The sequence below is a fragment of the Neisseria weixii genome (assembly GCF_042658245.1).
Classification (GTDB): domain Bacteria; phylum Pseudomonadota; class Gammaproteobacteria; order Burkholderiales; family Neisseriaceae; genus Neisseria; species Neisseria weixii.
Map to the genome: position 1 here is coordinate 55,041 of NZ_JBHSPY010000005.1, position 26,877 is coordinate 81,917.

A 26,877-nucleotide genomic window follows, 5' to 3' on the forward strand; every position below is an offset into this window, starting at 1 on the left:
AAATTAATTAATTCCAATGATTTTCCACTCACCACCGACTTCTTTCAGACGGCCTGCAATATCTTTTGAGCCATTATGCTCCATGCCGTAGTCGACAATCACACACTGCCCTTGTTCACGCAAATTTTCAATGGCTTGTTTAGCCTTTTGCGCATCTTCCTGCGCCACCACCACTACTGATTGGCGGTCGATTTTGGGCAAGCGGCCGATAAAGCCGCGTAAGTCGAAACTGAATCCGGTTGCGGGACGCGAACGTCCGAAATATTCGCCCAAGCCGTCATAACGGCCGCCGCGCGCTACGGCATCATGGCCTTTCGAGCCATAAGCGGCATACAGCAAACCGGTATGGTAATTGTCAACACGCAACTCCGATAAATCGATGTGTACGTTTTGTTCAGGGAAAGCAGCGAAAATCGCTTGCAACTCATCCAACGCCTGACCGACGGCAAACAGATCCGGCAACTTAGCACGCGCTTCGTCCAACACTTCACGCCCGCCATATAAGGTTGGCAACAAAGTAAAGGCTTTTGCCCACATGCCGTCCAGTTTCCATGCTCTCACTTCACTGGTAACTGCTTGAGCATCTTTATCTTGCATTAAAGCCAGCAATTGCGCCGCTTGTTCTTCACTTAATTTCGCTGATTGCGCCAAAGCACGGAATACGCCGATATGCCCCAAAGACAATAGCAACTCGCCCAAGTCGGCAATTTTCATGCTCTTGAGCATCAAGTCGACCACTTCAATATCGGCAGCAATATCGGTAAAACCGTAAAGCTCCGCTCCTACCTGCAAAGGCTCACGCGTTTTCAAAAAACCGTCAGGGCGCGCATGCAATACCGAACCGGCATAACATAAACGGTTGATACCATTATTAGCAGAAAGCAGGTGCGCATCGATACGTGCCACTTGCGGGGTAATGTCCGCACGAATACCCAATTGACGGCCGCTGATTTGGTCGGCCACACGGATGGTTTTCAACGACAAGCCTGCATCGATGTGTGTGAGCAGCGAATTGCTGTATTCCATCAGCGGAGGCTGCACCAATTCATAACCGTGCACGCGGAATAAAGCCAACAATTGCTCGCGTGCGCTTTCCAATTGGCGGGCATTTGTCGGCAAAACATCAGCAACATGCTCGGGTAATTGCCAAGATTGCATGATTGTGTACCTTTTGTAAACATAAATAAGGCTGCTTAAACTTAAAATCAGACGGCCCATGCGGCCTTCCCGTATATCCTGATTTCAAATTTAAACAGCCCCTGATGATGGCGCAAACCATCAAGTTATTAAAATCAGACTTTAGCATAAAAATTACATTTGTGCAGTTGCTTTTCAATCTTATCATGCCGTCTGAAATGTTCAGACGGCGTGTTTATATTTCCAATATCTATTGCCATTTGAAAGAAATCAACGTCGCGATTAAAACAAACAATCGCCATACCGAGCCACATACTTGACTAAATTACTCAGATATTAGAAAATTAACCCATGATAAAAAGCCACACAAGGCACATACCATGAGACTAACCACCAAAGGGCGCTTTGCCGTGACTGCCATGATTGACTTGGCCATGAACGCACAAACCGGTGCCGTCAAACTCAGCGCCATCAGCGAACGGCAAAGCATTTCTCTCTCTTACCTCGAACAGCTTTTCAGCAAATTGCGTCGTGCGCAATTGGTGGAAAGCTTGCGCGGTCCGGGCGGCGGTTATATTCTGGCTTCCCCTGCCTCTGAAATCAATATCGCCCAAATTATCGAAGCGGCTGAAGACAAGCTCGACGCTACCCAGTGCAGCAGCAAAGCCAATTGCCACCACGGCGCTCCTTGCCTGACGCATGATTTATGGGAAAACCTCAATACGACCATCAACAATTACTTGAGCAGCGTTACCCTGCAAAGCATTATTGAGAAAAAGCATACTGAAAACGATGTCAAAACCGTTACCTTTACACACATTCATTAAACTACCTGATATATATATAAACATTAAACTACCTGATATATAAAAACTACCTGATATATAAAAACTACCTGATATATAAAATAGAAAGAACAAACCATGTCTGTTAAAACCCCTGTATATTTAGACTATGCAGCTACCACACCGGTTGACAAACGTGTTGCCGACAAAATAATTCCTTATTTAACCGAATTATTCGGCAATCCTGCGTCCAACAGCCACAGCTTTGGCTGGGTGGCAGAAGAAGCTGTTGAAGAAGCACGTGCCAACATTGCTGCCTTGATTCACGCAGACCCGAAAGAAATCGTGTTCACCAGCGGCGCCACCGAATCCAACAACCTAGCCATCAAAGGCGCCGCCCACTTCTACAAAAGCAAGGGCAAACACTTAATCACCGTAAAAACCGAACACAAAGCCGTGCTTGATACCATGCGTGAGTTGGAACGCCAAGGTTTTGAAGTCACTTATTTGGACGTACAGGAAAACGGCTTGGTGAATTTGGACGTTTTGGAATCTGCTATCCGTGAAGATACCATCTTGGTTTCGGTAATGTGGGTTAACAACGAAATCGGCGTCGTTCAAGACATTCCGGCCATCGGCGAAATCTGTCGCGAACGCAAAATCATTTTCCACGTCGATGCTGCCCAAGCCTGCGGTAAAATTCCGGTAGACGTTGAAGCGGCCAAAGTGGATTTGCTGTCTATGTCCGGCCACAAAGTTTATGGTCCTAAAGGTATTGGTGCTTTGTATGTCCGCCGCAAACCGCGTGTCCGCCTGGAAGCGCAAATGCACGGCGGCGGTCACGAACGCGGTTTCCGCAGCGGTACCTTGGCTACCCACCAAATCGTCGGCATGGGTGAAGCCTTCCGTTTGGCCAAAGAAGAACTGGAACGAGACATTGCTCATTATCTGAAATTGCGCGACGTGTTCTTAAAAGGCATTGAAGGCATCGAAGAAGTATACATCAACGGCGATTTGGAACACCGTGTGCCAAACAATCTGAATATCAGCTTCAACTTTGTCGAAGGCGAAAGCCTGATTATGGCGGTGAAAGAATTGGCCGTATCCAGCGGTTCTGCCTGTACTTCCGCTTCACTGGAGCCTTCTTATGTATTGCGCGCATTGGGGCGCAACGACGAATTGGCGCACTCTTCCCTACGCATCACCTTCGGCCGCATGACCACCGAAGAAGAAGTGGCCTACGCTGCCGAGCTGATTAAATCGAAAATCGGCAAATTACGCGAGCTCTCACCATTGTGGGAAATGCATTTGGACGGTATCGACTTGAATACCATCGAATGGGCCGCACATTAATCGTATTACCCCAATATGCCGTCTGAAACACGTTATGCATTAACCTTGCCCACCCGTTCAGACGGCCTCAAAGAACAATCACAGTAAAAGATAAGGAACCCACATCATGGCATACAGCGATAAAGTAATTGACCACTACGAAAACCCACGCAACGTCGGCACTTTCGATAAAAGCGACGATACCGTCGGCACCGGCATGGTCGGCGCACCGGCTTGCGGCGACGTAATGCGTCTGCAAATCAAGGTCAACGATGAAGGCATTATTGAAGATGCCAAATTCAAAACCTACGGCTGCGGTTCTGCCATCGCCTCTTCCAGCCTGATCACCGAATGGGTAAAAGGCAAGAGCTTAGACGATGCTTTGACAATCAAAAACAGCGACATCGCCGAAGAATTGGAATTGCCGCCGGTAAAAATCCACTGCTCGATTTTGGCCGAAGACGCAGTTAAAGCAGCGGTTGCCGATTATCGCAAGAAAAAAGAAACACAATAATCTTTCAGGCGGTTCATCCATCAAAGGCCGTCTGAAAAGGAGTTGGATATGGCGTTTAGCCAAGAAGAAACCGAATCGCTGTTATCGGTTAAAGGGGTCGGCCCTACGGTTATCCGCCGACTGGGGAAAATGCGATTGGACGATACCCAAAACTTGCTGCGGCAGCAGGCCGTCTGAAAATATATGGAAGCAACGGAATAAGGAAGTCAGTATGATTACCATCACAGAAAATGCAGCCAAGCACATCAACAGCTATCTTGAAAAACGCGGCAAAGGTTTAGGCGTCCGTTTAGGCGTTAAAACCAGCGGCTGCTCGGGCATGGCTTACAATCTGGAGTTTGTCGACCAGTCGGAAGAATCGGATGCCGTATTCGAAGCCTTTGGCGCAAAAATATTCGTCGATCCGAAAAGCCTTGTCTACTTAGACGGCACCCAGGTCGATTACACCAAAGAAGGTTTACAGGAAGGTTTCAAATTTGAAAACCCGAATGTCAAAGACTCTTGCGGATGCGGCGAGAGCTTCCATGTGTAAACGACACGCTAACCATCAAAACAATTGTTTAAATTAAAGTATTTATTCGGCATTACTTGCGCTATACTCATTAAATTTTTAAAAACAATATTTATATTACGGGTATAGCGTTATGTTTATCGAATTAAATCAAATACTTTTACAAAGCCGGCATTGTTCGCACGATTACTGGGAAGATTGTGGCCTGTTGGAAGCCGAAGATTGCCTGCGTAGCTTTCAAAGCCAAGACTGGCAAACCCTAGTGCAAAGTCTACCGAACCAACCTGAGTTTTGGCGCCTAAATCTGATTGCAGTTTTACAACAAATTCCGTCGCCGGAAAGCGTTTATATTTTGGCTCAATTGCGCCAAGATGCCCAACCATCAATCGCACGAGAAGCCAAGCGCACCATCGTCAAAATGGCACGAAGTTCCCAACAAGAAAGCGACTATACTGCCGATCTGCAACAATTGGCTGCCGACATTGCTGCTGAGAAAAAACCTTTCCGCTTATTCCACTTTTTACACAGAAAGCAGCCGCACAGCCCGGCTGTATAATTTTTTATCATGAGCCAATATTTCAACCTATTCCAACTGCCTGTCCAATTCAATCTTGATGAACAAAAACTCGAACAAGCCTATCGGGATTTAGCGGTACGTTTTCATCCCGATAAATTTGCCGCCGCGTCCACTTTCGAGCAGAAACAGGCCGTGATGATGTCGGCCACCATCAACGAAGCTTACCAAACCTTAAAAAACCCGCTCGACCGCGCTTCCTATTTATTGAAAATGCAAAACATCGAAGCTGATGCTCCGGAACACACGGCTTTTGCACCTGAATTTTTGATGCAGCAAATGGAATGGCGCGAAACCTTAATGGATGCGCAAATGGAACAAAACCAAACGGCAATTGTGGCTTTAGATAACGAAATTCGAGACGAACAGCAATCATTGTTTGACGCAATCAACAGCGCATTTGCCAAAGAAGATTATGACAACGCTGCCCGATTGGTACGCCACGGTCGTTTTCTGAACAAGCTGCGCAGCGAAATTGCCGCCGCTTTATAGCCCACTGATAGGCAAAATGAGGCCGTCTGAAAATTTTTTTTCAATTTGATGTATTTTTATGTTAAATACTGAAAATAATATCAAGACAATATCATTTTTATCATGACACATACTAAATTATTCATTTTGGCCTTAGGCGGTTTATTACTTACCGGTTGTCAAAGCTACCAAGATAACCAAAGCCGTCGCAGCAAAATTGCCCAATTTTTTATCAGCCACCCCGTTGCCGCACAAGCCATCGGGGTTCAAGATAAAAAATCCAGCAACATCACCAGCAATGCCGTCCGCCTGTCGCAACGCACCGGCTTAGACAACCAAGCTAATGGCGATGGACGCGGCACACAAGTTAATGCCGTGCGCCACACGCTTTGGCAAGCGGCGATTGCATCACAGTTTGACAGCAATATTGCCGAGCGTGCAGGTAATGCCTACTTGAGCGATACTGATTTACGTGAAGGCAAAACCGATTATTACAGCCGCTTGGCTGCCGACCAAGCTGTTGATTTGCGCAACAACCGTATTGGCCGCAGTATCGGCAGCGGCAAACCGAATGCCGACATGAAAACCTTAGCCCACGGCGTTTTATTCTACTACCACAAAGTCGGCTTGTGGACGGCCACTCAAGCCGAAGACCAAGGACGCAAGGTTTGGCGCATCAGCCAAAATAAATTGAGTCAAGCCGAATACAAAAAAGCCCTTGCCAATTTGGCGCCCTTAAATTCAGACGGCATGACCGTAGAAGAACAGCACAAATATTCTTCCGGCGCCTTGCGTGACATCACCAAATCGGTGCAAGCCATCAGCAAGGTTCAAGATTAATCCAAGCCTTCACATTTCAGCGGGAGCCTTCAAAGGCTCCCTTAATTTTTCAGCGGCCGCACTTCTGCCGGCCAGCAAATCGGCGTACACTTAATGCCGTATTTGAAATTGAGCTCTTGAAGTATTGCCAAGCATCGCATGAAGCTGAAGCTGCCGCTCCACTCAAGGCCGTCTGAAACCTCATTGGTTTCGGCAACAGCGTTTTCACAGAAAGGTTAAAACATGAATTTTCCATCTCGTTTTGTTTCTGCAACCCGCATGCGCCGTATGCGTAAAGATGATTTTTCCCGCCGTCTGATGCGTGAGCATACTTTGACGGCCGATAATTTGATTTATCCGGTTTTCGTGCTGGAAGGAGAAGGCGCAGAAGAAAATGTACCCTCTATGCCGGGCGTAAAACGCCAAAGCTTGGATAAATTGTTGTTCACTGCCGAGGAAGCCCTGAAGTTGGGCATTCCGATGTTGGCTTTGTTTCCGGTGGTAACGCAAAACAAAACCGAATTGGCCGAAGAAGCCTATAATCCGGAAGGCTTGGTGCCGACTGTAGTGCGTACCTTACGTGAAAAATTTCCCGAATTGGGCATCATGACCGATGTTGCGCTCGACCCTCACACCATCCACGGTCAAGACGGCTTGACTGATGCCGACGGTTATGTGATGAATGATGAAACCATCGACGTATTGGTGAAACAAGCTTTGTGCCACGCCGATGCCGGCGCACAAGTGGTGGCACCTTCCGACATGATGGATGGCCGCATTCTGGCGATTCGTGAAGCACTCGAAGAAGCCGGCCACATCCATACCCGCATTATGGCCTATTCTGCCAAATACGCTTCTGCGTTTTATGGCCCATTCCGCGATGCAGTTGGCAGCTCGGGTAATTTAGGTAAAGCGGATAAAAAAACCTACCAAATGGATCCGGCCAACACCAACGAAGCCTTGCAGGAAGTTGCCTTGGATTTGCAGGAAGGTGCGGATATGGTGATGGTGAAACCGGGCATGCCTTATCTCGATGTGGTGCGCCGTGTGAAAGAAGAGTTTGGCGTGCCTACCTATGCTTACCAAGTATCCGGCGAATATGCGATGTTGCAAGCTGCAATTCAAAATGGTTGGCTGGATGGCGAAAAAGTCATCTTGGAAAGTTTGCTCGCCTTCAAACGCGCCGGTGCTGATGGCATTTTGACTTACTACGCCATTGAAGCGGCAAAAATGCTGCGCATGAAATAAGCCAAATCTTTATATTTGAATTATCTAGGCCGTCTGAAACATCATCCAGAAACTCTGTTTTATTTTTCAGACGGCCTTTTTTATATCATTAGCATTGCTAACGATTCAACTACCCCATATAGCTTAACTGATCCAATCTTATTTTTAACATTCAAATCTCATTCATGACTGCTTAATTTCAAAAACGTATCCATAAAATAAGCTAAGTTATTGTTTGTTATTAATAAAAAATGAAGCGATTGAAATTGCCGCTAAAAATGCTTTACATTATATATATTTACACTATTTTCAATTACAAATATACTTCTATTCAATTATTACTATTATTTTGTATTTTGAACTCAAGCAATAAAGTTACGTTCTGAATAATAAAATAATCTTTTCGAAATTCTGTCTTTTTCAATTTACTCTCACAAAGGAACGCAGTATGGATTTACATGCAAAAGACAAATCCGAACACGCGGAGAACGTCGAGCTGCTCAGCGCACAAAAGCCGATTACCGACTTTAAAGGCCTGATTATCACTCTGATGGCTGCTGTGCTCTGCTACGGCATTTACCATATTCTGCCTTACGAAACCAATGCCAACAAAGGCTTGGCCTTGCTTCTTTTCGTGGCGATTTTGTGGTTTACCGAAGCAGTACACATTACCATTACTGCGCTGATGGTGCCGGTGGCCGGTGCGATTTTGGCGTTTCCGGAAATGGACATCAAAAAAGCCATGGCCGGTTTTGCCGATCCGACCATCTATATTTTCTTCGGTGGTTTTGCTTTGGCTACCGCCATGCACATGCAGCGCCTTGACCGGAAAATTGCTGTCAGCCTGCTGAGGCTTTCACGCGGTAACATGAAAGCCGCTGTCCTGATGATGTTCGGCGTAACCGCGTTTTTATCGATGTGGATCAGCAACACCGCCACTGCGGCCATGATGTTGCCGTTGGCGATGGGCATGATGGATCACTTGGATAAAGAAAAAGACCGTAAAACCTTCGTTTTCGTGCTGCTCGGTATCGCCTATTGCGCCAGCATCGGTGGTTTGGGTACGGTAGTAGGCTCGCCGCCGAACATGATTGCTGCCAAAGCATTGGATTTGGACTTTGTCGAGTGGATGAAGCTCGGTCTGCCGATGATGCTGTTGATTTTGCCGCTGATGCTGTTGTCTTTATTTATTATTCTGAAACCGAATTTAAACGATCGTGTTGAAGTCAAAGCCGAAGTGATTCCGTGGACTTTACACCGTGTCATCGCCCTGCTGATTTTCTTGGTAACCGCTTGCGCATGGATTTTCAGCTCGAAAATCAAAGCCACATTCGGCATCGCCAATCCGGATACCGTGATTGCCTTGATGGCGGCGATTGCGGTGGTGGTGTTCGGTGTAGCGCAATGGAAAGAAGTTGCCCGCAATACCGACTGGGGCGTATTGATGCTCTTCGGTGGCGGTATCAGCTTGAGCGCATTGCTGCAACAATCCGGCGCGTCATTGGCTTTGGGTCAACAAGTGGCAACCACTTTCTCGGATGCACATCCGTTGGTGGTGATTTTTGTGGTGGCGGCGTTCATTATCTTCCTGACCGAATTTACCAGCAACACTGCTTCTGCCGCGCTGTTGGTACCGATTTTTGCCACCATCGCCGCGCAAATGGGTTTGCCTGAAGAAGTATTGGTATTCGTTATCGGCATCGGCGCATCGTGTGCATTTATGTTGCCGGTGGCCACGCCGCCGAATGCGATTGTGTTCGGTACCGGCTTGATCCGTCAGAAAGAAATGATGAATGTTGGCTTATTACTCAACATCATGTGTATATTCTTAGTTGCCTTGTGGGCATACTTTGTATTGATGTAAGCAATCGCTTATCTTTGATTCAAGGCCGTCTGAAAATAATTCTTTCAGACGGCCTTGAATTTTCTCTGTTACACTCCATTTTCAAAAAATATTTAACGAAAGGAATCCCATGATTATTCTGCATACCAATAAAGGCGACATCAAAATCGAATTGGACTTTGACAAAGCGCCGGTTACCGCGGCCAACTTTGAGCAATACGTTAAAGACGGCTTCTACGACGGCGTGATTTTCCACCGCGTGATTAAAGGTTTTATGATTCAGGGCGGCGGCATGGATGAAAACATGAGCGAGAAAAACACCCGCGAGCCGATTCAAAACGAAGCGGGCAACGGCTTGTCCAACGACAAATACACCGTTGCCATGGCACGCACTTCCGATCCGCACTCCGCCAGCGCACAATTCTTCATCAATACTGCCGACAACGCGTTCCTGAACCACCGTTCTAAAGAAATGCACGGCCGCAATGTGGTGCAAGAATGGGGTTATGCCGTATTCGGCAAAGTAGTTGAAGGCTTTGACGTCGTGGATGCTATTGAAGGCGTAGCCACCAAACGCCACGGCTACCACGATGATGTGCCGGCTGAAGCGGTGATCATCACCAAAGCCGAAACAGTTTAATCGTTTATTCATTGATTTATGCCGTCTGAGCTTTTTTCAGACGGCATTTTTATTATCTGTGTATAAAGCACAAAATCACGCATTAAATTCAAATCATCATCCGCTCATTTTCACGCTAACGGAATTTTCCATTGTCACGTATAATAAGCAGCAAAACCATAACACCATAAGGAATCCACACATGAAATGGCAAGGACGCAGACAGAGCTCAAATGTAGAAGACCGCCGCGGCAGAAGCGGTGGCGGTAAAACGCCCGGCATCATCGGCATCATCGTATTGTTGGTCGGCGCTTATTACGGTGTCGATCTATCCGGTCTGGTCGGCACCCCAAACGCGGGCATGAGCCGGCAATCCACTCTCGACACTAAATTGGAAAGCCAGTTAAACGAACTCTCGCGCGTAGTCTTAGCCGATACCGAGCAGACGTGGAGCAAAGTTTTTGCCCAACACGGCCAACAATACCGCCCCGCCAAAATGGTACTCTACATCGGCGGCACATCCACCGCTTGCGGTACCGGTCAAGCGGCAATGGGGCCTTTCTATTGTCCGGGCGACCAAACCGTTTACTTGGATTTGTCGTTTTATGAAGATATGCGCACCAAATTAGGTGCTTCCGGCGATGCTGCCTTTGCTTACGTGATTGCCCACGAGGTCGGCCACCACGTACAAAACCTGTTGGGTATTTTGCCGCAAGTTACCCAAGCGCAACGTGGTGCGGGCAAAACCCAAGCCAATGCTTTATCGGTGAAACTCGAATTGCAGGCCGACTGCTTCGCCGGTATTTGGGCGCGTGATTCCATCAACCAAAACCTGCTCGACACCAACGACGTGCAAGAAGCCATGCTGGCTGCCGAATCCGTCGGTGATGACCGCCTGCAAAAACAGTCGCAAGGTTATGTCGTGCACGACAGCTTCACCCACGGCTCATCTGCCGAGCGCATGGCGTGGCTGAAACGCGGTATCGACAGCGGCGGCATCAATCAATGCAACACCTTCGCTGCCAATTGATTTTTAGCTTTGGGAAAGGCCGTCTGAATCGTTCAGACGGCCTTTTATCAAAATCCGCCGCATCAAATTTGCTATAATCCTGTCTCTTATTCACTTTTCAGACGGCCACCATGCTCAGCTACCGCCACGCCTTTCATGCCGGCAACCATGCCGATATGCTCAAACATTTCACCCTGTTTCTCGCCTTGGAATATTTCAACCGCAAAGACAAACCCTATTGGTATATCGATACCCACAGCGGCGCCGGTTTATATGATTTAGGCAGCAGCGAAGCACAGAAAGTCGGTGAATACAAGCAAGGTATTACCCTGCTCAACCAAGCGCAAAAGCTGCCCGGCGAGCTGGCCGAATTCAAAGGCCGTCTGAAACATATTCTACCGCAACAAAATCTTTATTGCGGCTCGCCCTGGCTGGCGCAAGCACTCACGCGCGAGAGCGACAAGTTGCGCCTGTTTGAGCTACATCCGAGCGACTTTCAACATTTGCAAAACAATATGCGCGAAGCCCGCTTAGGCCGACGCGGCATCATCAGCCGAAGCGACGGCTACCAAGGTCTGATTGCCCTGCTGCCGCCCCCCGCCCGTCGCGCCGTCGTACTGATTGATCCGCCGTATGAAGAAAAACAGGATTACCAGCGCGTGGCGCAAACGCTGAAAGAAGCGCAAAAACGCTTTGAATCCGGCTGCTACATGGTGTGGTATCCATGCTTGAGCCGCGAAGAAAGCCGTAAATTACCGGAACAATTACAAAAGCTTTCACCGACAAATTATCTGCGGGCCGAATTACACGTTCACACACCACACGCCGACGGCTTCGGTATGCACGGCAGCGGCATGTTCATCATCAATCCGCCCTATCTTTTGGCCGGACAGTTGCAAAACAACCTACCTGCGCTCACCGATATTTTGGCGCAAGACCAAGGGGCGAAATTTATGCTGGATTATCAAATTAAATAAATCCTATAGACTGTAGGCCGTCTGAATGATTCCGATGTCCTAGTCTTTAGATTATCCGCATATTGCCGCCAACCGTTAAAGATAGCATACACCTGCATTTTCCATTACAATTAACTACACCTTTTCAGACGGCCTTATCTCATGCGTCCACGCCTTTATTTACTTGCTTTATCCCTTACCCCGTTCTTGTTAAGCGCCTGCAGCGGTGCGGAAAACGATCCCGTTTCCCAAGCCGTCAACGAGCAAATGCGCAACGGCTTTATCAACGTGGTTTCCGGACAATGCGTCAGCCGCGTGCCGCAAGACCAGCAATTTGTCTCGGCAGAAAAAGTCCGCCAAATCTGCGACTGCACCGCCGGTAAAATGTTCGACAGCGTTTCTACGCAAGATTTAACCGACATGCTCGCAGGAAAAATCAGCCCGGAGCTCACCGACAAACTCAGCAGCGCCGCCATGGCTTGTGCTGAAGAGAGCATTAGCCGGCCTGAAGCTGCCTCAGCCGTGGCTTCGGAAATTACCCCGGCGCAATAAAGCTGAGCGTTAGGCCGTCTGAAACCCAAATTCCATGACTTTTATTAAAGAAAAGAGTGTGACATGACTACTTTAGCGCAATTTTTACCGCAACACCTGCAACAAAACGACGTACCCGCCGAATTGGGCAGCGTGTTGCAATCCGTTGTTTCCGCCTGTGAAGAGATCAGCGATAAAGTCCGCTTGGGCGCATTGGCCGGTGTGTTGGGCATGGCCGGAACGGGCAACGTGCAAGGCGAAGACCAGAAGAAACTTGACGTCATTGCCAACGATGTATTGATTGATGTATTGAAAAGCAATCCGAATGTCGCCGGATTGGCCAGCGAAGAAGAAGACACTTTTGTCGCCTGCAACGATAACGGCGGCTATTTAGTATTGTTCGACCCGCTCGACGGTTCATCCAATATCGATGTCAACATTTCCGTCGGCACCATTTTCTCGATTTTAGCCAAACCCGAAGGCGCGTTGGATACCGAATCTTTCCTGCAAAAAGGCCAGAACCAAGTCGGCAGCGGCTATGTGTTATACGGCCCGCAAACGCAATTGGTGTTCACCTTGAAGCACGGCGTATTCGTGTTCACCCTGAATGAGCAAAACGAATTTGTGTTGACGCAAGAAAATCCGCAAATTCCGGCTGCCACTAAAGAATTTGCCATCAATATGTCGAACCGGCGCCACTGGTTCGCACCCATGCGGCAATACATCGACGAGCTTTTGGCCGGTGAAACCGGCGCGCGCGGCAAAAACTACAATATGCGCTGGGTGGCCAGCATGGTCGCAGAAATTCACCGCATTTTGATGCGCGGCGGCGTGTTTATGTATCCGCAAGACAAACGCGACCCAAGCAAACCGGGTAAATTGCGTCTGATGTATGAAGCCAACCCGTTGAGCCTGATTTTCGCCCAAAGCGGTGGCGCGGCCAGCAATGCGCTGGAGGATATTCTCAGCATCCGACCAACCGGCCTGCACCAACGCGTATCGGTCATCATGGGCAGCCGCGAAGAAGTGGAACACGTTAATGAACTGCACAAAGCTTGATATTTAAGCTGACGATTGAGTTTGAATCACTGAAAACCAAAAGGCCGTCTGAAATTTCAGACGGCCTTTTATATCAAAGAAGCGGACTCATCAGGCGTACCACGTTTTCCACCAAAATCCACCATTTCGAGCGTTGCTGCCATTCGTCGGCAGAAATATATTGACTGTCGGCTAAATAACCTTGTTGCAAACCGTAAATTTTCTGCGTCATACCTTGGTCGTAAATCGCCAAGCTGATTTCCAGATTCAGGAAAAAGCTGCGCATATCCATATTGACCGTGCCGAACAGCGCATAATCGTCATCAACCGTCATGGTTTTGGCATGCAGCAGGCCGCCGTCAAACAAAGCCAGTTTTACCCCCGATTCAAGCAGCATCGGATAATAGGCACGCGAAGCGTAATGCACCATGGTCGAATCAACCTTGGCTGGCACAATCAGAGTCACATCCACGCCGCGCTTAGCAGCTGAAGTTAAGGCCAGCAGCAGCGGTTCGTCCGGCACGAAATACGGCGTGGTTATGGTGATTTGATAAGTAGCCGCATAAATTGCGCTGACAATAGTTTCGTAAATCACATGACTGCTCTGTCCGGGCGCTGATGGGATCACTTGCGCGATGACATTGCCCTGCTTCATTTTCTCGGGTAACATTTGCGGAATGCGGTCTTCATTCTGTTTCAAATATTGCTGAATGCCTTGCAGGTTTTCATCATCCTCTACCGCCAAATCGGCAAAAAACACCACCGCCATTTCCAACACCATCGGCCCCGTACAGCGCATCATCACATCAATCCATTCGCCCACGCCGGAATCTTGTTTGAAATAGCTGGGGTCAACCAAATTGAAGCTGCCGGTGTAACCGATTTTGTTGTCCACCACCAAAATTTTGCGGTGATTGCGTAAATCAGTACGCGTGAACAAGGTTTTGAACAAACCCACCGGCAAGGCACATTCAATTTCTACACCGGCCTGACGCAAACGTCCGACCCAATAGCTGTTTAGAAAATCACTGCTGCCCACACCGTCGGCCAAAATCGCACAATCAACGCCGCGCCGGGCTGCGTTCATCAGCGCTTCCAATAATTTCTCAATCCGCCCTTGCGCATCAATAATATAAAATGCCATCATCGCCGAGGCTTGCGCTTGTTCAATATCGGCAATCATGGTGTCGATGATGGCATCGGTGGTGGAAAGCAAGGTCATGGCGTTGCTTTGCGTCGCCCCCAAGCCGGTGGTGTGCGCCGCCACTTGGCTGATGCCGTGAAGATGCGGTTTCATTTGGCCACTGATGTCGAGATGCACATCATGCAGGTATTTTTCGGCAAATTCGCCGTAAAAGCGCTTCATTTCGTCACTGCGTTTGGCGCGTGCAGTCCCTAAGCGCGGTTCGCCGATTAAAATATAGGCAATGGTGCCAAACACAGGAAACAAAAATAAAATAATCAGCCAGGCAAATGTCGAACCGATGTTTTTTTGTTTGTATAGCACGCGCAGCATACAGGCCAAGGCTGCCGTGGTGTGGATAACGACGAAAATCTCCGTCCAAGTAATATCTTTTAAAAAAGTCATGCTCAAAATCAGGAAAATCAGAATAAGGCCATTATACGCCAAAGCCATGCGTTAACTGCCAACCGAATGCCGTCTGAAAATATATGATTGAGAAAGATTATCAAATTTTTTAAGTTTTGTTATACTGCTTCACTATTTACTGATTCCACCATAAATCTTTATTCAGACGGCATGATATGTTAAAAAAACATCTGAACAAATAGCCCACATTCAGGAGCGATAATGAACCGATTCTTTGGGGTCCGTACTGTTTATACCGCCGTTTTCACTGTGCTTTTAAGCATTTCCCTTCCCCATGCCGCCGCAGAAAATGTTCAGACGGCCTCTGCCACAGTGGCCACCCCTTACCGCTTTATCGGTGAAACCGTCCGCAAAGCGCCGAAAGACAAGGCCGAATACCGTGCGGTAGCGTTAGCCAACGGCATGACTGTATTGCTGATTTCCGACCCTGCTGCCAACCAGTCTATCATGGCCGCTGCGTTGCCAATTGGCTCGAAAGACGACCCCATCACCCAGCAAGGCATGGCGCATTATTTGGAACACATGATTTTTATGGGCTCCAAACACTATCCTGATGTCGACGGGTTGATGACATTCTTACAAAAAAATGGCGGCCGTACCAATGCGTCGACCAATTTCATGCGCACCTCCTATCATTTCCAAGTCAACCATGATGCTTTTGACGAAGCAGTGGCGCGTATGGCCGATGCTTTGGCGTTTCCGATTTTGTCACCCGAATATTCTAAAAAAGAGTTGAATGCCGTTAATGCCGAATTAGTGCGCGCCAAAGCCAGCGATGCAGCTCTGCTGGCCAGTATCGGTGCCAACACGGTCAACCCGGCGCATCCGAGTGCCAAATCCTTACACGGCAGCCGCGAAAGCCTGCGAGATAAATCCGGCAGCAAGCTCCACGATGAATTGCTGAAATTCCACCGCCAATACTATTCTGCCAATCTTTTCAAGGCCGTTTTATATTCTAGGCAGCCGATAGAGCAACTGGCCAAACTTGCGGCTGATACCTTGGGCAAAATGCCGAATAAACAGGTGATTGAACCAAAAATCAATGTGCCGCTTTACCGTGAGCAGGATAAAGCCATTGTACTGCAATACAAGCCGCTTCGACCGGAAAAATCCATCACGCTCACGTTTGGTTATCCGAAAAACGAAGAACAGTTATTCCGCGCAAAAACCGGTGCTTATTTGGCTTATCTCCTCACCAACACCACCGCCGGTACGCTCAGCGATTATCTGATTAAAAACGGCCTATCCGACAGCGGCCTGCTTGCTTTGCCGGCAGACAACAACGGCGGCAATGAAAGTGCGTTTGTGTTGACCTTGGTCCTGACCGAAAAAGGCTGGCAGCAGCGCGACCGTATTATCTCGATGATTTTCCAGCAAATTGAGCTGATTAAGCAATCCGGTATCGACGATGCCTACTATCAGGAAATCCGTGAAAGCCTGAAGCAGTCCTTCCAAACCACGGATGTGCCGAAAAGCGCAGGCTATGCCGCCGCATTGGCCGAAACCATGCTGCGCTATCCGCTGGCCAATATTATTGATGCCGGTTTTGTTGCTGACGGTTTAGATAAAGCCGCAGTCATGGAAAAACTCAACGGCATGACCCCCGACAACATGCGTCTGATGGAAGTTTCAGACGGCCTCAATCCATCGCAACACACCACGCCTTATTTCGGCGCGGTGTACGATATCCGCCCGTTTACAACACAACAAAAAGCCCAATGGCTCGACTTCAGCGGCAATCCGAAATTAGTTTTGCCACAACGCAATCCTTATTTTGCCGATGATTTCTCAGCCAATGCCCAAGGCGTGAAACGTAGTCACCCCAAAGCGCTGCGCAACCAAAAAGGCTTAAAAATCTTCCACATGCCTTCGCAGCATTTTGGCGACAATCCCGAAGTTACCATCACCATGATGTTCAGCATCATGCCCAATCAACCCGACCTCAAGCTCGGTGTAGCGGCTCTGGCCTTCGGTTACATGAACGATTTGACGCAAAGCCAACTCAGCTACCAATCGAAAATTGCCGGTATGTCGGTGGGCATTACTCCTACGGAAACCGGTTTTGTGCTCAACAGCGGCGGCTATGCCCAGCATTTAGGCAAACTCACCACCGATTATCTGCGCAATTTCACTCAAACCCCGCTCAACGCCGATCAGCTCGAACAGGCACGCAAACGTTTACTGGATGGTTTGAAAGCCCGGAAAAAAGCCGGCAGTTTGGCGCAGACGGTATCGGCGTTCCATGATTTTGAACGCTATCCTACGTTCGACTGGGACGATCTTTATACCGGTGCCAAAGAAGTGAATTTACAAGACGTTGCCATGGTACGGAACCGTATTCTCAGCAACATCAACGGCCTGCGCGTCTTTTCATTTGGTAATTTTTCCGACAAACAAGCCAAAAGCCTGGTGCGCTATGTGCAAAAAATTGTGCCGAACGCCAATCTTGATGTCTATCGCATCCGCTATCCCGATGTCGGTCAATCCGAGCGCAAACTCAACCATATTGTGAATGTGCCGCATGAAGACAACGCTTTAAGTATCATCTACATGCCCAAAGACTACGAATGGTTGGAAGGCCGCGTACGTGCTTCGTTGCTGACCCGTATTTTGAGCCGTTGGTATTTCGATGATTTACGCACCGATAAGCAGCTCGGCTACAGCATCAGCCAAGGTGTTTATACCATCGGAAAAACAGCAGGTTTGCAGTTTTCCGTGCAAAGCGCTGATGCCACACCAGCCGAAATTATGCGCCACAATCAGCGTTTCTTTGAGGAAAGCTGGCAAAAACTGCAAGACTTGAGCGAGGAAGACGTGGTACGCCAGCGCAACAATATGTTGATTCACTTGCGCCGCAAGCCCGAATCGCTGCTTCAGGAAGCCGGGCGTTATGCCAATGACTTTCTCTATGGCAACTATGAATTCGATACCCGCCAAAAAATCATAGATTTAACGGAAAAGCTCACCAAGCAGGACTTACTCGATTTCTACCGCAAAGCCGTGATGGAACGCGAAGGTTTCGTGTTCGCTTCGCAAGCACTCGGCACCAAAGCGAAAGAAAGCGATGCCGCTCGATTTGAAGGCTATGAACGAGTAACCAGCATTGCCAAATTGCAAAAAGAATTTGAAATCAAAGAATATTAAATTTTGCTTTCAGTAAAATAAAAGGCCGTCTGAAATTCAGACGGCCTTTTCTAAGCTTCAATTATTTGTGGTATTGGCGCGATAATTCATGCACGGTATCAACCAAAATTTTAGCATGTTCCGGATTGGCGTGTTGATTGATGCCGTGACCGAGGTTGAACACATGGCCGCTGCCCTGACCGTAGTCGCCGAGAATACGCGCCACTTCGGAGCGGATGCTTTCCGGCGTACCAAACAAAGCAAAAGGATCAAAGTTGCCTTGTAAAGCAACCTTGTCACCCACTCTGCGGCGCGCTTCACCAATGTTGCAAGTCCAATCCAAGCCCAGCGCACCGGCACCGATAGCCGCCATTTTTTCCAACCACAAGCCACCGCCTTTGGCGAACACAATTACCGGCACTTGACGGCCTTCGTTTTCACGTTTCAAACCGGCCACAATCTGCTGCATGTATTGCAAGCTGAATTCTTCAAAGGCGGCATCGCTCAACACGCCGCCCCACGTATCGAAAATCTGCACCGCTTGAGCACCGGCATCGATTTGCGCATTCAGGTAAGCCGTTACCGCTTGGGCATTGGTGGCCAAAATTTTGTGCAGCAAATCAGGGCGCGAATACATCATGGTTTTGATGGTACGAAATTCCTTGCTGCTGCCGCCCTCCACCATATAGCAGGCCAACGTGAACGGGCTTCCTGAGAAACCGATTAACGGCACTCGGCCGTTTAAGGCCGTGCGGATGGAGGTAACCGCGTCAAACACATATTGCAATTTAGCCATATCCGGCACTTCCAATTTGGCGATGTCGGCTTCATGCTGCAGCGGGCGCTCGAATTTCGGCCCTTCGCCTTCGGCGAAATACAAACCCAAGCCCATGGCATCCGGCACGGTCAGAATGTCAGAAAATAAAATCGCCGCATCCAAGTCAAAGCGCTCCAAAGGCTGAATGGTCACCTCGGTTGCCAGCTCGGTGTTTTTACACAAATCCAAAAAGCTGCCCGCCTGCGCGCGTGTGGCTTTGTATTCCGGCAGATAGCGTCCTGCTTGGCGCATCATCCAAATCGGCGTGTATTCAACAGGTTGCTTTAAAAGAGCACGGAGAAAAGTATCGTTTTGCAATGGAATCATGACAGCTTTCTGAATATAAGGCCGTCTGAAAAGGCGGCCAAGAACAATGAAATATGCGCATTGTGTCATCGCGCATGATGAACGTATTGTAAACACAAAAAGGCCGTCTGAACAGGTTTCATGTGTGTTGAAACGTTTCAGACGGCCTTTAATTGAATGCGCTTAAGCTTTGGCAATCAGGGCGGCCGGTTCTTCCTCTTCCACCACGCTTTCCAACACCAGCTTGCGCTGGGCATCGGCTTTTTGTGGTTGGTTGGTTTCGTCGAACACACGCGCCAAAGCCAAATGGGCACTCAAGCTCGGTTTAATCGCCAAACTGGCTTCCAAGTAGCCTTGCGCCTTGCCCCAAAGCTGCTTGCTGTAAGCCAATTGGCCCAAATACATCAGCAATTGCGCATTATCCGGACGCGCTTTCAGCCAAGAGTCGGCGGTATCGATGGCTTTTTGCTGCTCGCGGTCACTCAAATAGCGCACGCTCCCGACAAAAGGCTCCAACAATTCGACCTGCTGCGTTTGCGGATAGTATTGGCTGACCCATTTCACCGCTTGCTCATACAAGCCCAAACGCTCATATTTTTGCGCAATTTCAATACACATTTCACCGGCTTTCAAATTATCCGGAATGCGCTTCAAGCAGACCTTCAGACCATTTGGATCGGAAGCCAGCGCCAACAGGCGGCGGTATGCCCAAATTTGATATTGTTCCGCTTCGTAATCGTTAATCGCACCGGCTTTTGCCAGCTTTTCTGCTTTATTCAACACGTCCAACGCATTGCCGTGATCAAAAGCGTAACGCAACTGTAAGCGCACCAAGCGGGTCAGGTTCGGGTTGATTTGCGCGGCGGCATTCAGATTCTCTTCAGCAGCCGGATAATCGCGGCGGTTCAACGCAGATTCCGCCAGCAGCAGACAGCGCGACAATTGCTGTTTTTTCGGTAGCAATTCAATGTCTTTCAGATAACGGTCACGCAAATCCAAATTGTCCATCTGGTCGGCTGCGTGTGCGCCGAGCATCAAAGCTAAAGTGCGGTTATCACCCGCTTCTTTGTTGGTCAGCACTTTGGCCGCTTCCAGTTCTGCTTTTTCAAAGCGGCCTTCAAAAAACGCCAAACCCGCGCTGTTTAAGGCATGCACGGCTTGATTTTCTTTGCGCGCCACACCGAAACGCTGCAAACGGCTCGGCACATTCAACACGCCGGCCAAGAATTTCACCAGCAAATACAAAATCACTACCGCCGCAATCAACCCCAGAATAAAGGCATGCAGGTTAATACGCAGCATGGTTTGCTCAACCACCACATACACATTACCGGTATAAATGCCCGATGCCAGCGCCAAGCCCACGGCAGCGGCAAATAAAATCACAATCCAAATGACGCTTTTCATGCCTGTTCCCCTTTTGCTTGCGCCGGTGTTTCTTGAGCGGCTTCGGGTTTGGCAGCAGGTGCGTCCGGCGTGCGCGGCTGTGATGCTTTGTTTTCAGACGGCAATGCAGGTGCTTCAGGCATAGCGGCAGAAGCTGCCGCCGGCGCAGAGGCCTTCGTTTCCACCGCTTCAGAAGCGGCTTTCGGCTCGGCTGCTTCCGGCGTGGCGGCTATGGCGGCTTGCGCACGGCTGCCATCTTGATAAGTGCGGACAGCGGCCAAACTGTTTTTCAGCACATCACCGCCGGTCATGCGGATATCCAAGGCTTTCAACTCGGCCAATTCTTTCAGCCATGATTGGGTGGCCGGTGATTTGTTGTCGAAATATTGTTTCACCGTGGCTTCGACATTGTTCAAATCGCTTTGATACACTTCACCGTTGTGTTGCAGCAAGGCAGTGCGGGCATCCAACAGGCGCAAGCGTAAGTTTTCACGTACAAAATAAATCTGCTCCGGCGACAGCAACATCGAATCGTTGCTCTCCAAATTGCGCACTTCCACCAAGCCTTTCAATGCGCCTAGCGATTTTTCCCAGGCATTTTCCCACCACGAAAGCTGCGGATTTTCCTGTACCTGCTCCACCGCACCCGGTTTCAGTGTGCCATCTACCACCAGCGGCAAACCGGCAACCGCTGCTTCCAAGCGGTCAATACGCAGAGCAGTACCGGAAACATCGACATAAGGCCGGCTTTTCAATTCGGCCAAATCGCTGCTGACGGCTTGCTTAATCGGCAACAACTCCGGGTGGTCGAAACGGCTCAAGCGGCTGTTGACATGTTCCAACACACCTACCGCACCCGGCACGTTGCCCGACAGCATCAATTGTTGCGCAGCCAGATTCAGCATGCTCTCTGCTTCGTCCACCAACCAATTGACGCGGCCTTTGACCAATTCCTGATAGGCTTTTCGGTTTAACTCGATTTGGTCACTGTTGGCTTTTTGCGCATTGGCCAAACGCTCGATTTCGGCTTGAATCGTGGTTTGACGGTTGATGTTGTCTTTCAGCAAAGAAGCGTTTTCAGACTCACCCAATGCGGCTTTGTCGATTTTTTGGGTAAAGGCCAATTCTTGATTTTTCAACACATTCTGACCTTGAACAAACAAGAAACCGCTCGCTCCCAAGCCCAACAAAGCCAGCACCAGCGCACCGGCGGCCAAGCCTTTACCGGATGACTGCTGAATCACCACGGGCGCTGGTGCTTGGGAAGATGACTCGTTTTTCGGTGTATTTTTATTGTCTGACATAGTATTTCCTGTAATTCGATGTTCAGCCGCCGCTGGTGCAGCTGGCTTCGGTTCGGCCGGCGCATTTTCGGTTGCAGCTTTTTCAGACGGCACGGCTTTGCCTTCGGTATCGACCGCAATCACGCGTTTGTCGTCGTTTTTGTTGATTTCAGGTTGTTTGTCTTCGGTTTGGCTCATATCGGCTCCGTTTGAGACATGGGATAAAGCCGCAGCATCGAGTGCGGCGACCAATTGGATGTTTTGGGCGCCGGCCTGCCGTAAAGCCTCGGCTACGCGCTCGTGATGGGTCAAGTATAGCAAGGTTTTCAAGCGTTGCGCCAATGGCGGCGGTACTTGTGCGAACAAGGTTTTCACGCTTTCGGCGGAGGTAATGTATGCCGCTTGCACATTTTTTTCAGAGAAATCTTGCCAATTCAATTCCTTAGGCCGTCTGAAATACACTTCGGCCACTGCCACGCCAAAGCCATGTTTGCGCAAATTTTCGATGAGGGCATCGCGCCCGCCATGACCGCGCACCACCAAAATTTTGGCATTTTGCGGCAGGTTTTGCCAAATCGGCAGCCGCAATACGGCTTCGCTGTCGTTGCCGTCGGCCGGGCTGAAAATTTCGTGCGGGGTAAAACGGCTCAAGGTTCGGCGGCTGGCTTCACCGACGGTAATTTGGACTTTCATGCCGTCTGAAAAATCAACATACGGCGCAGCGGTTTCGATGGCAGTCGGGCTGACCCAAAACACGGCATCGCATTGTTGGAACACTTCTGCCAATCCGGCCAGAGCGGTTTCATCGGGTTCGATTTCGATGGGGCTGAATGCAATGGCATCCTGCCCCAATTGACGGCACACAGCAATGTCTTGTTGCGCCCGCGCCTCGGGGCGCACAATTAATAAAGTGGACATATTCAGACGGCCTCTTTTGTTAGAATCTTGATGAATCGTGAGAAAAGAATCAAATCCAACATACCGATTTATTGCCGATTTCGCAAGTCTCGGCATTCAGACGGCCTGTTTGGCGGTAAGCAAAAAGGCCGTCTGAAAACTACCAGCCAAACCATTTGGGGCCCGTGCTTTGGTTTTGCTCAGTGTTTTGCTGTTTGCGAAAATCCCACGGCGCTTGCGGATTTTTTGCCCGCCACAAGCCTTTGCGGTCGCCTTTGGCTTGTTTTTGTGCGGCGGCGTATTCGGTAAACGCCAGTTTGTTTTGCTGCTTTTTAGCATAGTATTCGTAGTGCCATGCCGCGCCTTCATGCACCATCATCAGGTTCAAATCGGTATTGCCTTTAAACACTTGCGCCACTTCACGTCCGTAGCGGTCAATCTCGAATACTTTGATTTTTACTTTGGCATTACCGGCCACGGCCTTTAACTGGTCGCGCGAACGAGTGCCGTAGGCTTGGTTTATTTCCGGCGCATCAATATGCGCCATGCGGATTTTGTGTTTACGGCCGTTGCCATCGGTGACGTGAATGGTATCGCCATCGGAAATGCTCGTTACGCGGCCGGTATAATTTTTCTTTTGGCTTTGTTTTTGTTTGTCTGTCTGCTCAATGCCGGCCAATTCGTATAAATCGGGCAGCACGCTTTTACAATCGCTCCCCTGTTTGATACGCCCGACAACTTCGCCGCCGACTTTCAGCCAGTCGATTTTATCGCTGCTGTACCCTAAACCACCGGTTACCAAGGCTGCAATGGCCAACCATTTCAACATTTTGTTATTCCATTATTGTAAAGGCCGTCTGAAAAAATGTTTGTACTTTTTCAGACGGCCTGTAAGATGAGTATTTAATCCCGGCCCGGATAAATCACTTTGGTACCTTCTGCCGTACCCAATATCAGCACATCAGCGGCATTGCGCCCGAAAATACCGTTTTCCACCACGCCGACGATTTGGTTGATTTCGTCTTCACGCGTTACCGGACGGTCGATATTCAAACCATGCACGTCAACGATTTGGTTGCCGTGGAAGGTGGTCACACCGAGGCGCAGTTCAGGCTGACCGCCCATGGCCAACAGTTTGCGCGATACCAGTGAGCGGGCATTCGGAATCACTTCCACCGGCAGCGGGAATTTACCCAAGCGCGAAACGTATTTGCTCTCATCGGCGATACAGATAAACTTATCGGCCGCGCTGGCGACGATTTTTTCATCCAAATGTGCCGCACCGCCGCCTTTAATCATTTGCAACATGTGGTTCACTTCGTCGGCACCATCAATATACACCGCCAAATGGTGTACATCGTTGAGCGACAATTCCGGAATGCCGTATTGCGCCAACAATTCGCTGGATTTCTTTGAAGTCGATACCGCGCCTTTGATTTTTTTACCGCTTTTGCCCAAGGCTTCGATAAAGAAATTGACGGTCGAACCGGTGCCGATGCCGATGTATTCGTTTTCCGGCACAAATTCAACGGCTTTTTCCGCCGCAACACGCTTCAATTCGTCTTGTGTCGCCATAACTGCTTCTCCTTTATATAAGGCTGGAATGGATAGTCTGATTCTAACATTTCAGACGGCCTGCCGTCATCGCAGGATTATTCGCTCTCCGCACGCGCCAGCAATACCGCGGCCTGCGCTTCAATCCCTTCCACGCGGCCGAGATAGCCGAGCTTTTCGTTGGTTTTGCCTTTCACGTTGACGCACGAAATATCAATGCCCAAATCTTCGGCGATGTTGGCGCACATGTCGTCGATGTGGGGGCGCAGTTTCGGCTGCTGGGCAATAATGGTGCTGTCCACATTCACCACCCGCCAGCCTTCCGCCCGCACCGCCCGATAAGCCTCGCGCAGCAAAACGCGACTGTCGGCATCCTTGTTTTCCGCCGCCGTATCGGGAAACAGCTTGCCGATGTCGCCCAAAGCCGCCGCCCCCAATATTGCGTCGGTAATCGCGTGCAGCAGCGCATCGGCATCGGAATGGCCGAGCAGGCCTTTTTCAAACGGAATCTTCACACCGCCGAGAATCAAATCGCGCCCTTCGACCAATTGGTGAACGTCATAACCTTGTCCGATACGGATATTCATGTTTGCTTTCCTATTATATAGTTTCGATTTTCAAAGGCCGTCTTAAAGTTTTCAGACGGCTTCAAACTAATAATTAAAATAACGTCAGCATGTAGAGTTCTTGATATTTCTAAATTTCTTAATATCGTCTGACATACTCTTAATACAGCTGCTCGCATTACGATTCTGCTTAATTTCAAGAGGAATAAAACTGCGCGCTTGTTTCTGACGAATATAAAAATCAATCGAAGCATTATTCCAATAATCAGACTTTCGCATATCTAAAGAGTGACGAATTTCCCTTTTCCATTCAGCTACTCTTTTATGCTCCTGCAAAAATAAGGCAAATTCCACCTGCAACCAAATTTCCCAACCCGTGATTTCTGTTTTTTCAATAGTATTTAACCTATCAATAAACTCCTGCCGTTCACAAAATTCAGTCAATACCTCTTTTAAAAATTCAAAGTCTTTTTTAAGCGTATACATTTTCACACCTTAATTTTCACACCTTAATATGTTTTATTATCTTTTTTTAAAACTTTCTTATTATTACTGCACTTCTTCACATAACAACAACCGCACGATAAACTCATCCTGTGGCAAAGTCAGTTTCAAATTGCGCGTATCGCCCGATACCAGCAACGGTTTCACGCCCAACATTTCGACGGCGGAAGCCTCATCGGTTACACGCTCCAAATCCGCAACAGACAATGCCCGCTGCAATAAGGCCGCCTGAAAAAGCTGCGGCGTTTGCGCCTGCCATAATCCGGCGCGGGAAACAGTTTCTATCACCCGGCTGCCTTCACCGGCCCGTTTTAAGGTATCTGCCACCGGCACCGCCAAAATCCCGCCTTGCTCGGCATTGGCCGCCGCCTCAATCAAGCGGCTCAAGGCTTCAGAAGGCAGGCAGCAGCGCGCCGCGTCGTGTACCAGAATATTGTCGGTCTCCGCTGCGATGCCTTGCTGCAACAGGATATTCACACCGTTGCGCACGGTCTCGGCGCGCGTCTCACCGCCTACCTTAAATACGCCGACTTTATCGGAGGCCGTCTGAAAAATATTGTCTTCGGGCGATACGATGACCGCGATAAAATCAATCTTCTGATGCCGTTCGAAAATGCCGACGGTGTGCTGCAACACGGTTTTCCCGTTGATTTCGACATACTGCTTCGGCTTGCCCGCGCCAAAACGCGCGCCGACACCGGCCGTCGGAATCAAAGCGATATTGCGTTTCATGCCTGCTGCTCCGCCGTCGCTGATTTGCGCCAAATGCATTCATCGCCCAAGCCATCTAAATATTGTTCATGCTCCGCCAATTCGGTTTCATCAGCACGCACCACTTTCAGACGGCCGTTACGTGTGGTTTGCACCGGATTAACCGGCGTTTGTCCATCGCAGCTTTCTTCGCCGGCACCGCCCATCAAATCAAATTGCTGGCGGGTCATGGCCAAATAGACATCAGCCAATAACTCGCAGTCAATCAGCGCACCATGCAGCACGCGCTTGCTGCGGTCGACGGAAAACCGGTTGCACAATACGTCCAAACTGTTTTTCTGTCCCGGGAACATTTCGCGCGCCATCGCCAGCGTGTCGGTAACTTGGCAACCCAGTTCGCGCACGTTCGGCAAACCCATTTGGGCAAATTCACGGTTTAAGAAGCCTTCGTCAAACGGCGCATTGTGGGCAATGATTTCCGCATCGCGGATAAAATCGGCAATCTTATTTCCGACAGCCGCAAAAACCGGTGCGTTTTTTTCTTCCAACACTTCTAATGTCAAACCATGCACCTTAACCGCATCTTCGGGAATATCGCGTTCGGGGTGGATATAAAGATGCAGGTAATTGCCGGTCAATTGGCGGTTAATCATCTCAACACCGGCAAACTCAATCATACGGTTGGTCGGGTCGTCGAGAAAACCGGTGGTTTCTGTATCAAATATAATCTGGCGTTTGCTCATGTGTCTGTCCTT

At 49.1% G+C, this 26,877-nt stretch carries 27 protein-coding genes and 1 pseudogene; 16 read left to right on the forward strand and 12 right to left on the reverse strand.

Annotated elements, in window-relative coordinates; translation table 11 throughout:
• Window positions 1–3: 3 nt before the first annotated feature.
• A complete protein-coding gene (locus tag ACFPVS_RS04615; protein WP_096296093.1) occupies window positions 4–1,158 on the reverse strand; it encodes an ATP phosphoribosyltransferase regulatory subunit in 1,155 nt (384 codons plus the stop codon).
• A gap of 359 nt (window positions 1,159–1,517) precedes the next feature.
• Here ACFPVS_RS04615 and iscR point away from each other — a divergent pair, with 359 nt between their 5' ends.
• From iscR to ACFPVS_RS04690, 15 genes are all read left to right on the forward strand, one after another.
• Window positions 1,518–1,964: a Fe-S cluster assembly transcriptional regulator IscR gene (gene iscR / locus ACFPVS_RS04620; protein ID WP_378595445.1), complete on the forward strand. Its 447-nt coding sequence runs from the start codon at window positions 1,518–1,520 to the stop codon at window positions 1,962–1,964.
• Between the two features lie 96 nt (window positions 1,965–2,060).
• Window positions 2,061–3,275, forward strand: coding sequence for an IscS subfamily cysteine desulfurase (locus tag ACFPVS_RS04625; RefSeq protein ID WP_096294959.1), 1,215 nt, complete (start codon window positions 2,061–2,063; stop codon window positions 3,273–3,275).
• Between the two features lie 106 nt (window positions 3,276–3,381).
• The gene (iscU, locus tag ACFPVS_RS04630) at window positions 3,382–3,768 is read left to right on the forward strand and encodes a Fe-S cluster assembly scaffold IscU (RefSeq protein ID WP_096294958.1); all 387 of its coding nucleotides are present in this window, start codon (window positions 3,382–3,384) and stop codon (window positions 3,766–3,768) included.
• Between the two features lie 48 nt (window positions 3,769–3,816).
• A complete protein-coding gene (locus ACFPVS_RS04635; RefSeq protein WP_378595446.1) occupies window positions 3,817–3,945 on the forward strand; it encodes a hypothetical protein in 129 nt (42 codons plus the stop codon).
• A gap of 34 nt (window positions 3,946–3,979) precedes the next feature.
• Window positions 3,980–4,300 (forward strand): iron-sulfur cluster assembly protein IscA, encoded by a 321-nt coding sequence (gene iscA / locus ACFPVS_RS04640; RefSeq protein WP_096294957.1) that lies wholly within the window; start codon window positions 3,980–3,982, stop codon window positions 4,298–4,300.
• Between the two features lie 112 nt (window positions 4,301–4,412).
• Window positions 4,413–4,835: a hypothetical protein gene (locus ACFPVS_RS04645; RefSeq protein WP_378595447.1), complete on the forward strand. Its 423-nt coding sequence runs from the start codon at window positions 4,413–4,415 to the stop codon at window positions 4,833–4,835.
• A gap of 9 nt (window positions 4,836–4,844) precedes the next feature.
• Window positions 4,845–5,345, forward strand: a complete 501-nt coding sequence (hscB, locus tag ACFPVS_RS04650; protein WP_096294955.1) for a Fe-S protein assembly co-chaperone HscB — start codon at window positions 4,845–4,847, stop codon at window positions 5,343–5,345.
• A gap of 102 nt (window positions 5,346–5,447) precedes the next feature.
• On the forward strand, window positions 5,448–6,164 hold the full coding sequence (locus ACFPVS_RS04655) for a DUF6973 domain-containing protein (protein WP_096294954.1): 717 nt from the start codon (window positions 5,448–5,450) through the stop codon (window positions 6,162–6,164).
• Between the two features lie 222 nt (window positions 6,165–6,386).
• Window positions 6,387–7,391 (forward strand): porphobilinogen synthase, encoded by a 1,005-nt coding sequence (hemB, locus tag ACFPVS_RS04660; protein WP_378595448.1) that lies wholly within the window; start codon window positions 6,387–6,389, stop codon window positions 7,389–7,391.
• 427 nt (window positions 7,392–7,818) lie between these two features.
• Window positions 7,819–9,234 carry an SLC13 family permease gene (locus ACFPVS_RS04665; protein WP_096294953.1) on the forward strand — a complete coding sequence of 472 codons (1,416 nt, stop codon included), beginning with the start codon at window positions 7,819–7,821 and terminating at the stop codon, window positions 9,232–9,234.
• A 109-nt stretch (window positions 9,235–9,343) separates the two neighbouring features.
• Entirely contained in the window at window positions 9,344–9,853 is a 510-nt protein-coding gene (locus ACFPVS_RS04670) for a peptidylprolyl isomerase (protein WP_096294952.1), read from the forward strand.
• 181 nt (window positions 9,854–10,034) lie between these two features.
• Entirely contained in the window at window positions 10,035–10,862 is an 828-nt protein-coding gene (gene ypfJ / locus ACFPVS_RS04675) for a KPN_02809 family neutral zinc metallopeptidase (protein ID WP_096294951.1), read from the forward strand.
• A gap of 110 nt (window positions 10,863–10,972) precedes the next feature.
• Complete coding sequence (locus tag ACFPVS_RS04680) at window positions 10,973–11,818, forward strand: 23S rRNA (adenine(2030)-N(6))-methyltransferase RlmJ (RefSeq protein WP_096294950.1); 846 nt, start codon at window positions 10,973–10,975, stop codon at window positions 11,816–11,818.
• Between the two features lie 141 nt (window positions 11,819–11,959).
• Window positions 11,960–12,349, forward strand: coding sequence for a hypothetical protein (locus tag ACFPVS_RS04685; RefSeq protein ID WP_096294949.1), 390 nt, complete (start codon window positions 11,960–11,962; stop codon window positions 12,347–12,349).
• A 63-nt stretch (window positions 12,350–12,412) separates the two neighbouring features.
• Window positions 12,413–13,387: a class 1 fructose-bisphosphatase gene (locus ACFPVS_RS04690; RefSeq protein WP_096294948.1), complete on the forward strand. Its 975-nt coding sequence runs from the start codon at window positions 12,413–12,415 to the stop codon at window positions 13,385–13,387.
• Between the two features lie 73 nt (window positions 13,388–13,460).
• Here ACFPVS_RS04690 and cls read toward each other — a convergent pair whose 3' ends face one another.
• Window positions 13,461–14,954 carry a cardiolipin synthase gene (cls, locus tag ACFPVS_RS04695; RefSeq protein WP_378595449.1) on the reverse strand — a complete coding sequence of 498 codons (1,494 nt, stop codon included), beginning with the start codon at window positions 14,952–14,954 and terminating at the stop codon, window positions 13,461–13,463.
• Between the two features lie 222 nt (window positions 14,955–15,176).
• On the opposite strand from cls, the gene ptrA reads away from it, so the two are divergent.
• Window positions 15,177–18,119: a pitrilysin gene (gene ptrA / locus ACFPVS_RS04700; RefSeq protein WP_378595450.1), complete on the forward strand. Its 2,943-nt coding sequence runs from the start codon at window positions 15,177–15,179 to the stop codon at window positions 18,117–18,119.
• Between the two features lie 61 nt (window positions 18,120–18,180).
• Here the strand turns inward: ptrA and hemE are convergent, their stop codons facing one another.
• From hemE to dnaQ, 10 genes and pseudogenes are all read right to left on the reverse strand, one after another.
• Window positions 18,181–19,242 (reverse strand): uroporphyrinogen decarboxylase, encoded by a 1,062-nt coding sequence (gene hemE, locus ACFPVS_RS04705; protein WP_096294945.1) that lies wholly within the window; start codon window positions 19,240–19,242, stop codon window positions 18,181–18,183.
• Between the two features lie 162 nt (window positions 19,243–19,404).
• The gene (locus ACFPVS_RS04710; protein WP_096294944.1) at window positions 19,405–20,628 is read right to left on the reverse strand and encodes a heme biosynthesis HemY N-terminal domain-containing protein; all 1,224 of its coding nucleotides are present in this window, start codon (window positions 20,626–20,628) and stop codon (window positions 19,405–19,407) included.
• On the reverse strand, window positions 20,625–21,911 hold the full coding sequence (locus tag ACFPVS_RS04715) for a uroporphyrinogen-III C-methyltransferase (protein WP_232507577.1): 1,287 nt from the start codon (window positions 21,909–21,911) through the stop codon (window positions 20,625–20,627). The genes ACFPVS_RS04710 and ACFPVS_RS04715 overlap by 4 nt, the downstream gene beginning before the upstream one ends.
• Before the next feature lie 177 nt (window positions 21,912–22,088).
• Window positions 22,089–22,808 (reverse strand): annotated as a pseudogene (locus ACFPVS_RS04720) (uroporphyrinogen-III synthase); the annotation flags it as partial.
• A gap of 139 nt (window positions 22,809–22,947) precedes the next feature.
• The gene (locus ACFPVS_RS04725) at window positions 22,948–23,616 is read right to left on the reverse strand and encodes a thermonuclease family protein (RefSeq protein ID WP_096294942.1); all 669 of its coding nucleotides are present in this window, start codon (window positions 23,614–23,616) and stop codon (window positions 22,948–22,950) included.
• A gap of 74 nt (window positions 23,617–23,690) precedes the next feature.
• Window positions 23,691–24,362 (reverse strand): ribose-5-phosphate isomerase RpiA, encoded by a 672-nt coding sequence (gene rpiA / locus ACFPVS_RS04730; RefSeq protein WP_096294941.1) that lies wholly within the window; start codon window positions 24,360–24,362, stop codon window positions 23,691–23,693.
• A gap of 77 nt (window positions 24,363–24,439) precedes the next feature.
• A complete protein-coding gene (ispF, locus tag ACFPVS_RS04735) occupies window positions 24,440–24,928 on the reverse strand; it encodes a 2-C-methyl-D-erythritol 2,4-cyclodiphosphate synthase (RefSeq protein WP_096294940.1) in 489 nt (162 codons plus the stop codon).
• 84 nt (window positions 24,929–25,012) lie between these two features.
• Window positions 25,013–25,393, reverse strand: coding sequence for a hypothetical protein (locus ACFPVS_RS04740; RefSeq protein WP_096294939.1), 381 nt, complete (start codon window positions 25,391–25,393; stop codon window positions 25,013–25,015).
• A gap of 63 nt (window positions 25,394–25,456) precedes the next feature.
• Window positions 25,457–26,143, reverse strand: coding sequence for a 2-C-methyl-D-erythritol 4-phosphate cytidylyltransferase (gene ispD / locus ACFPVS_RS04745; RefSeq protein ID WP_096294938.1), 687 nt, complete (start codon window positions 26,141–26,143; stop codon window positions 25,457–25,459).
• Entirely contained in the window at window positions 26,140–26,865 is a 726-nt protein-coding gene (gene dnaQ / locus ACFPVS_RS04750) for a DNA polymerase III subunit epsilon (RefSeq protein WP_096294937.1), read from the reverse strand. Before dnaQ ends, ispD begins: the two co-directional genes overlap by 4 nt.
• Between the last annotated feature and the right edge of the window lie 12 nt (window positions 26,866–26,877).

What these genes read in the sequence shown, in the direction of transcription:
- ACFPVS_RS04615 (WP_096296093.1), bottom strand. Translation starts at nt 1,158, where the DNA reads ATGCAATCTTGGCAATTACCCGAGCATGTTGCTGATGTTTTGCCGACA.
- iscR (WP_378595445.1), top strand. Translation starts at nt 1,518, where the DNA reads ATGAGACTAACCACCAAAGGGCGCTTTGCCGTGACTGCCATGATTGAC.
- ACFPVS_RS04625 (WP_096294959.1), top strand. Translation starts at nt 2,061, where the DNA reads ATGTCTGTTAAAACCCCTGTATATTTAGACTATGCAGCTACCACACCG.
- iscU (WP_096294958.1), top strand. Translation starts at nt 3,382, where the DNA reads ATGGCATACAGCGATAAAGTAATTGACCACTACGAAAACCCACGCAAC.
- ACFPVS_RS04635 (WP_378595446.1), top strand. Translation starts at nt 3,817, where the DNA reads ATGGCGTTTAGCCAAGAAGAAACCGAATCGCTGTTATCGGTTAAAGGG.
- iscA (WP_096294957.1), top strand. Translation starts at nt 3,980, where the DNA reads ATGATTACCATCACAGAAAATGCAGCCAAGCACATCAACAGCTATCTT.
- ACFPVS_RS04645 (WP_378595447.1), top strand. Translation starts at nt 4,413, where the DNA reads ATGTTTATCGAATTAAATCAAATACTTTTACAAAGCCGGCATTGTTCG.
- hscB (WP_096294955.1), top strand. Translation starts at nt 4,845, where the DNA reads ATGAGCCAATATTTCAACCTATTCCAACTGCCTGTCCAATTCAATCTT.
- ACFPVS_RS04655 (WP_096294954.1), top strand. Translation starts at nt 5,448, where the DNA reads ATGACACATACTAAATTATTCATTTTGGCCTTAGGCGGTTTATTACTT.
- hemB (WP_378595448.1), top strand. Translation starts at nt 6,387, where the DNA reads ATGAATTTTCCATCTCGTTTTGTTTCTGCAACCCGCATGCGCCGTATG.
- ACFPVS_RS04665 (WP_096294953.1), top strand. Translation starts at nt 7,819, where the DNA reads ATGGATTTACATGCAAAAGACAAATCCGAACACGCGGAGAACGTCGAG.
- ACFPVS_RS04670 (WP_096294952.1), top strand. Translation starts at nt 9,344, where the DNA reads ATGATTATTCTGCATACCAATAAAGGCGACATCAAAATCGAATTGGAC.
- ypfJ (WP_096294951.1), top strand. Translation starts at nt 10,035, where the DNA reads ATGAAATGGCAAGGACGCAGACAGAGCTCAAATGTAGAAGACCGCCGC.
- ACFPVS_RS04680 (WP_096294950.1), top strand. Translation starts at nt 10,973, where the DNA reads ATGCTCAGCTACCGCCACGCCTTTCATGCCGGCAACCATGCCGATATG.
- ACFPVS_RS04685 (WP_096294949.1), top strand. Translation starts at nt 11,960, where the DNA reads ATGCGTCCACGCCTTTATTTACTTGCTTTATCCCTTACCCCGTTCTTG.
- ACFPVS_RS04690 (WP_096294948.1), top strand. Translation starts at nt 12,413, where the DNA reads ATGACTACTTTAGCGCAATTTTTACCGCAACACCTGCAACAAAACGAC.
- cls (WP_378595449.1), bottom strand. Translation starts at nt 14,954, where the DNA reads ATGACTTTTTTAAAAGATATTACTTGGACGGAGATTTTCGTCGTTATC.
- ptrA (WP_378595450.1), top strand. Translation starts at nt 15,177, where the DNA reads ATGAACCGATTCTTTGGGGTCCGTACTGTTTATACCGCCGTTTTCACT.
- hemE (WP_096294945.1), bottom strand. Translation starts at nt 19,242, where the DNA reads ATGATTCCATTGCAAAACGATACTTTTCTCCGTGCTCTTTTAAAGCAA.
- ACFPVS_RS04710 (WP_096294944.1), bottom strand. Translation starts at nt 20,628, where the DNA reads ATGAAAAGCGTCATTTGGATTGTGATTTTATTTGCCGCTGCCGTGGGC.
- ACFPVS_RS04715 (WP_232507577.1), bottom strand. Translation starts at nt 21,911, where the DNA reads ATGTCAGACAATAAAAATACACCGAAAAACGAGTCATCTTCCCAAGCA.
- ACFPVS_RS04725 (WP_096294942.1), bottom strand. Translation starts at nt 23,616, where the DNA reads ATGTTGAAATGGTTGGCCATTGCAGCCTTGGTAACCGGTGGTTTAGGG.
- rpiA (WP_096294941.1), bottom strand. Translation starts at nt 24,362, where the DNA reads ATGGCGACACAAGACGAATTGAAGCGTGTTGCGGCGGAAAAAGCCGTT.
- ispF (WP_096294940.1), bottom strand. Translation starts at nt 24,928, where the DNA reads ATGAATATCCGTATCGGACAAGGTTATGACGTTCACCAATTGGTCGAA.
- ACFPVS_RS04740 (WP_096294939.1), bottom strand. Translation starts at nt 25,393, where the DNA reads ATGTATACGCTTAAAAAAGACTTTGAATTTTTAAAAGAGGTATTGACT.
- ispD (WP_096294938.1), bottom strand. Translation starts at nt 26,143, where the DNA reads ATGAAACGCAATATCGCTTTGATTCCGACGGCCGGTGTCGGCGCGCGT.
- dnaQ (WP_096294937.1), bottom strand. Translation starts at nt 26,865, where the DNA reads ATGAGCAAACGCCAGATTATATTTGATACAGAAACCACCGGTTTTCTC.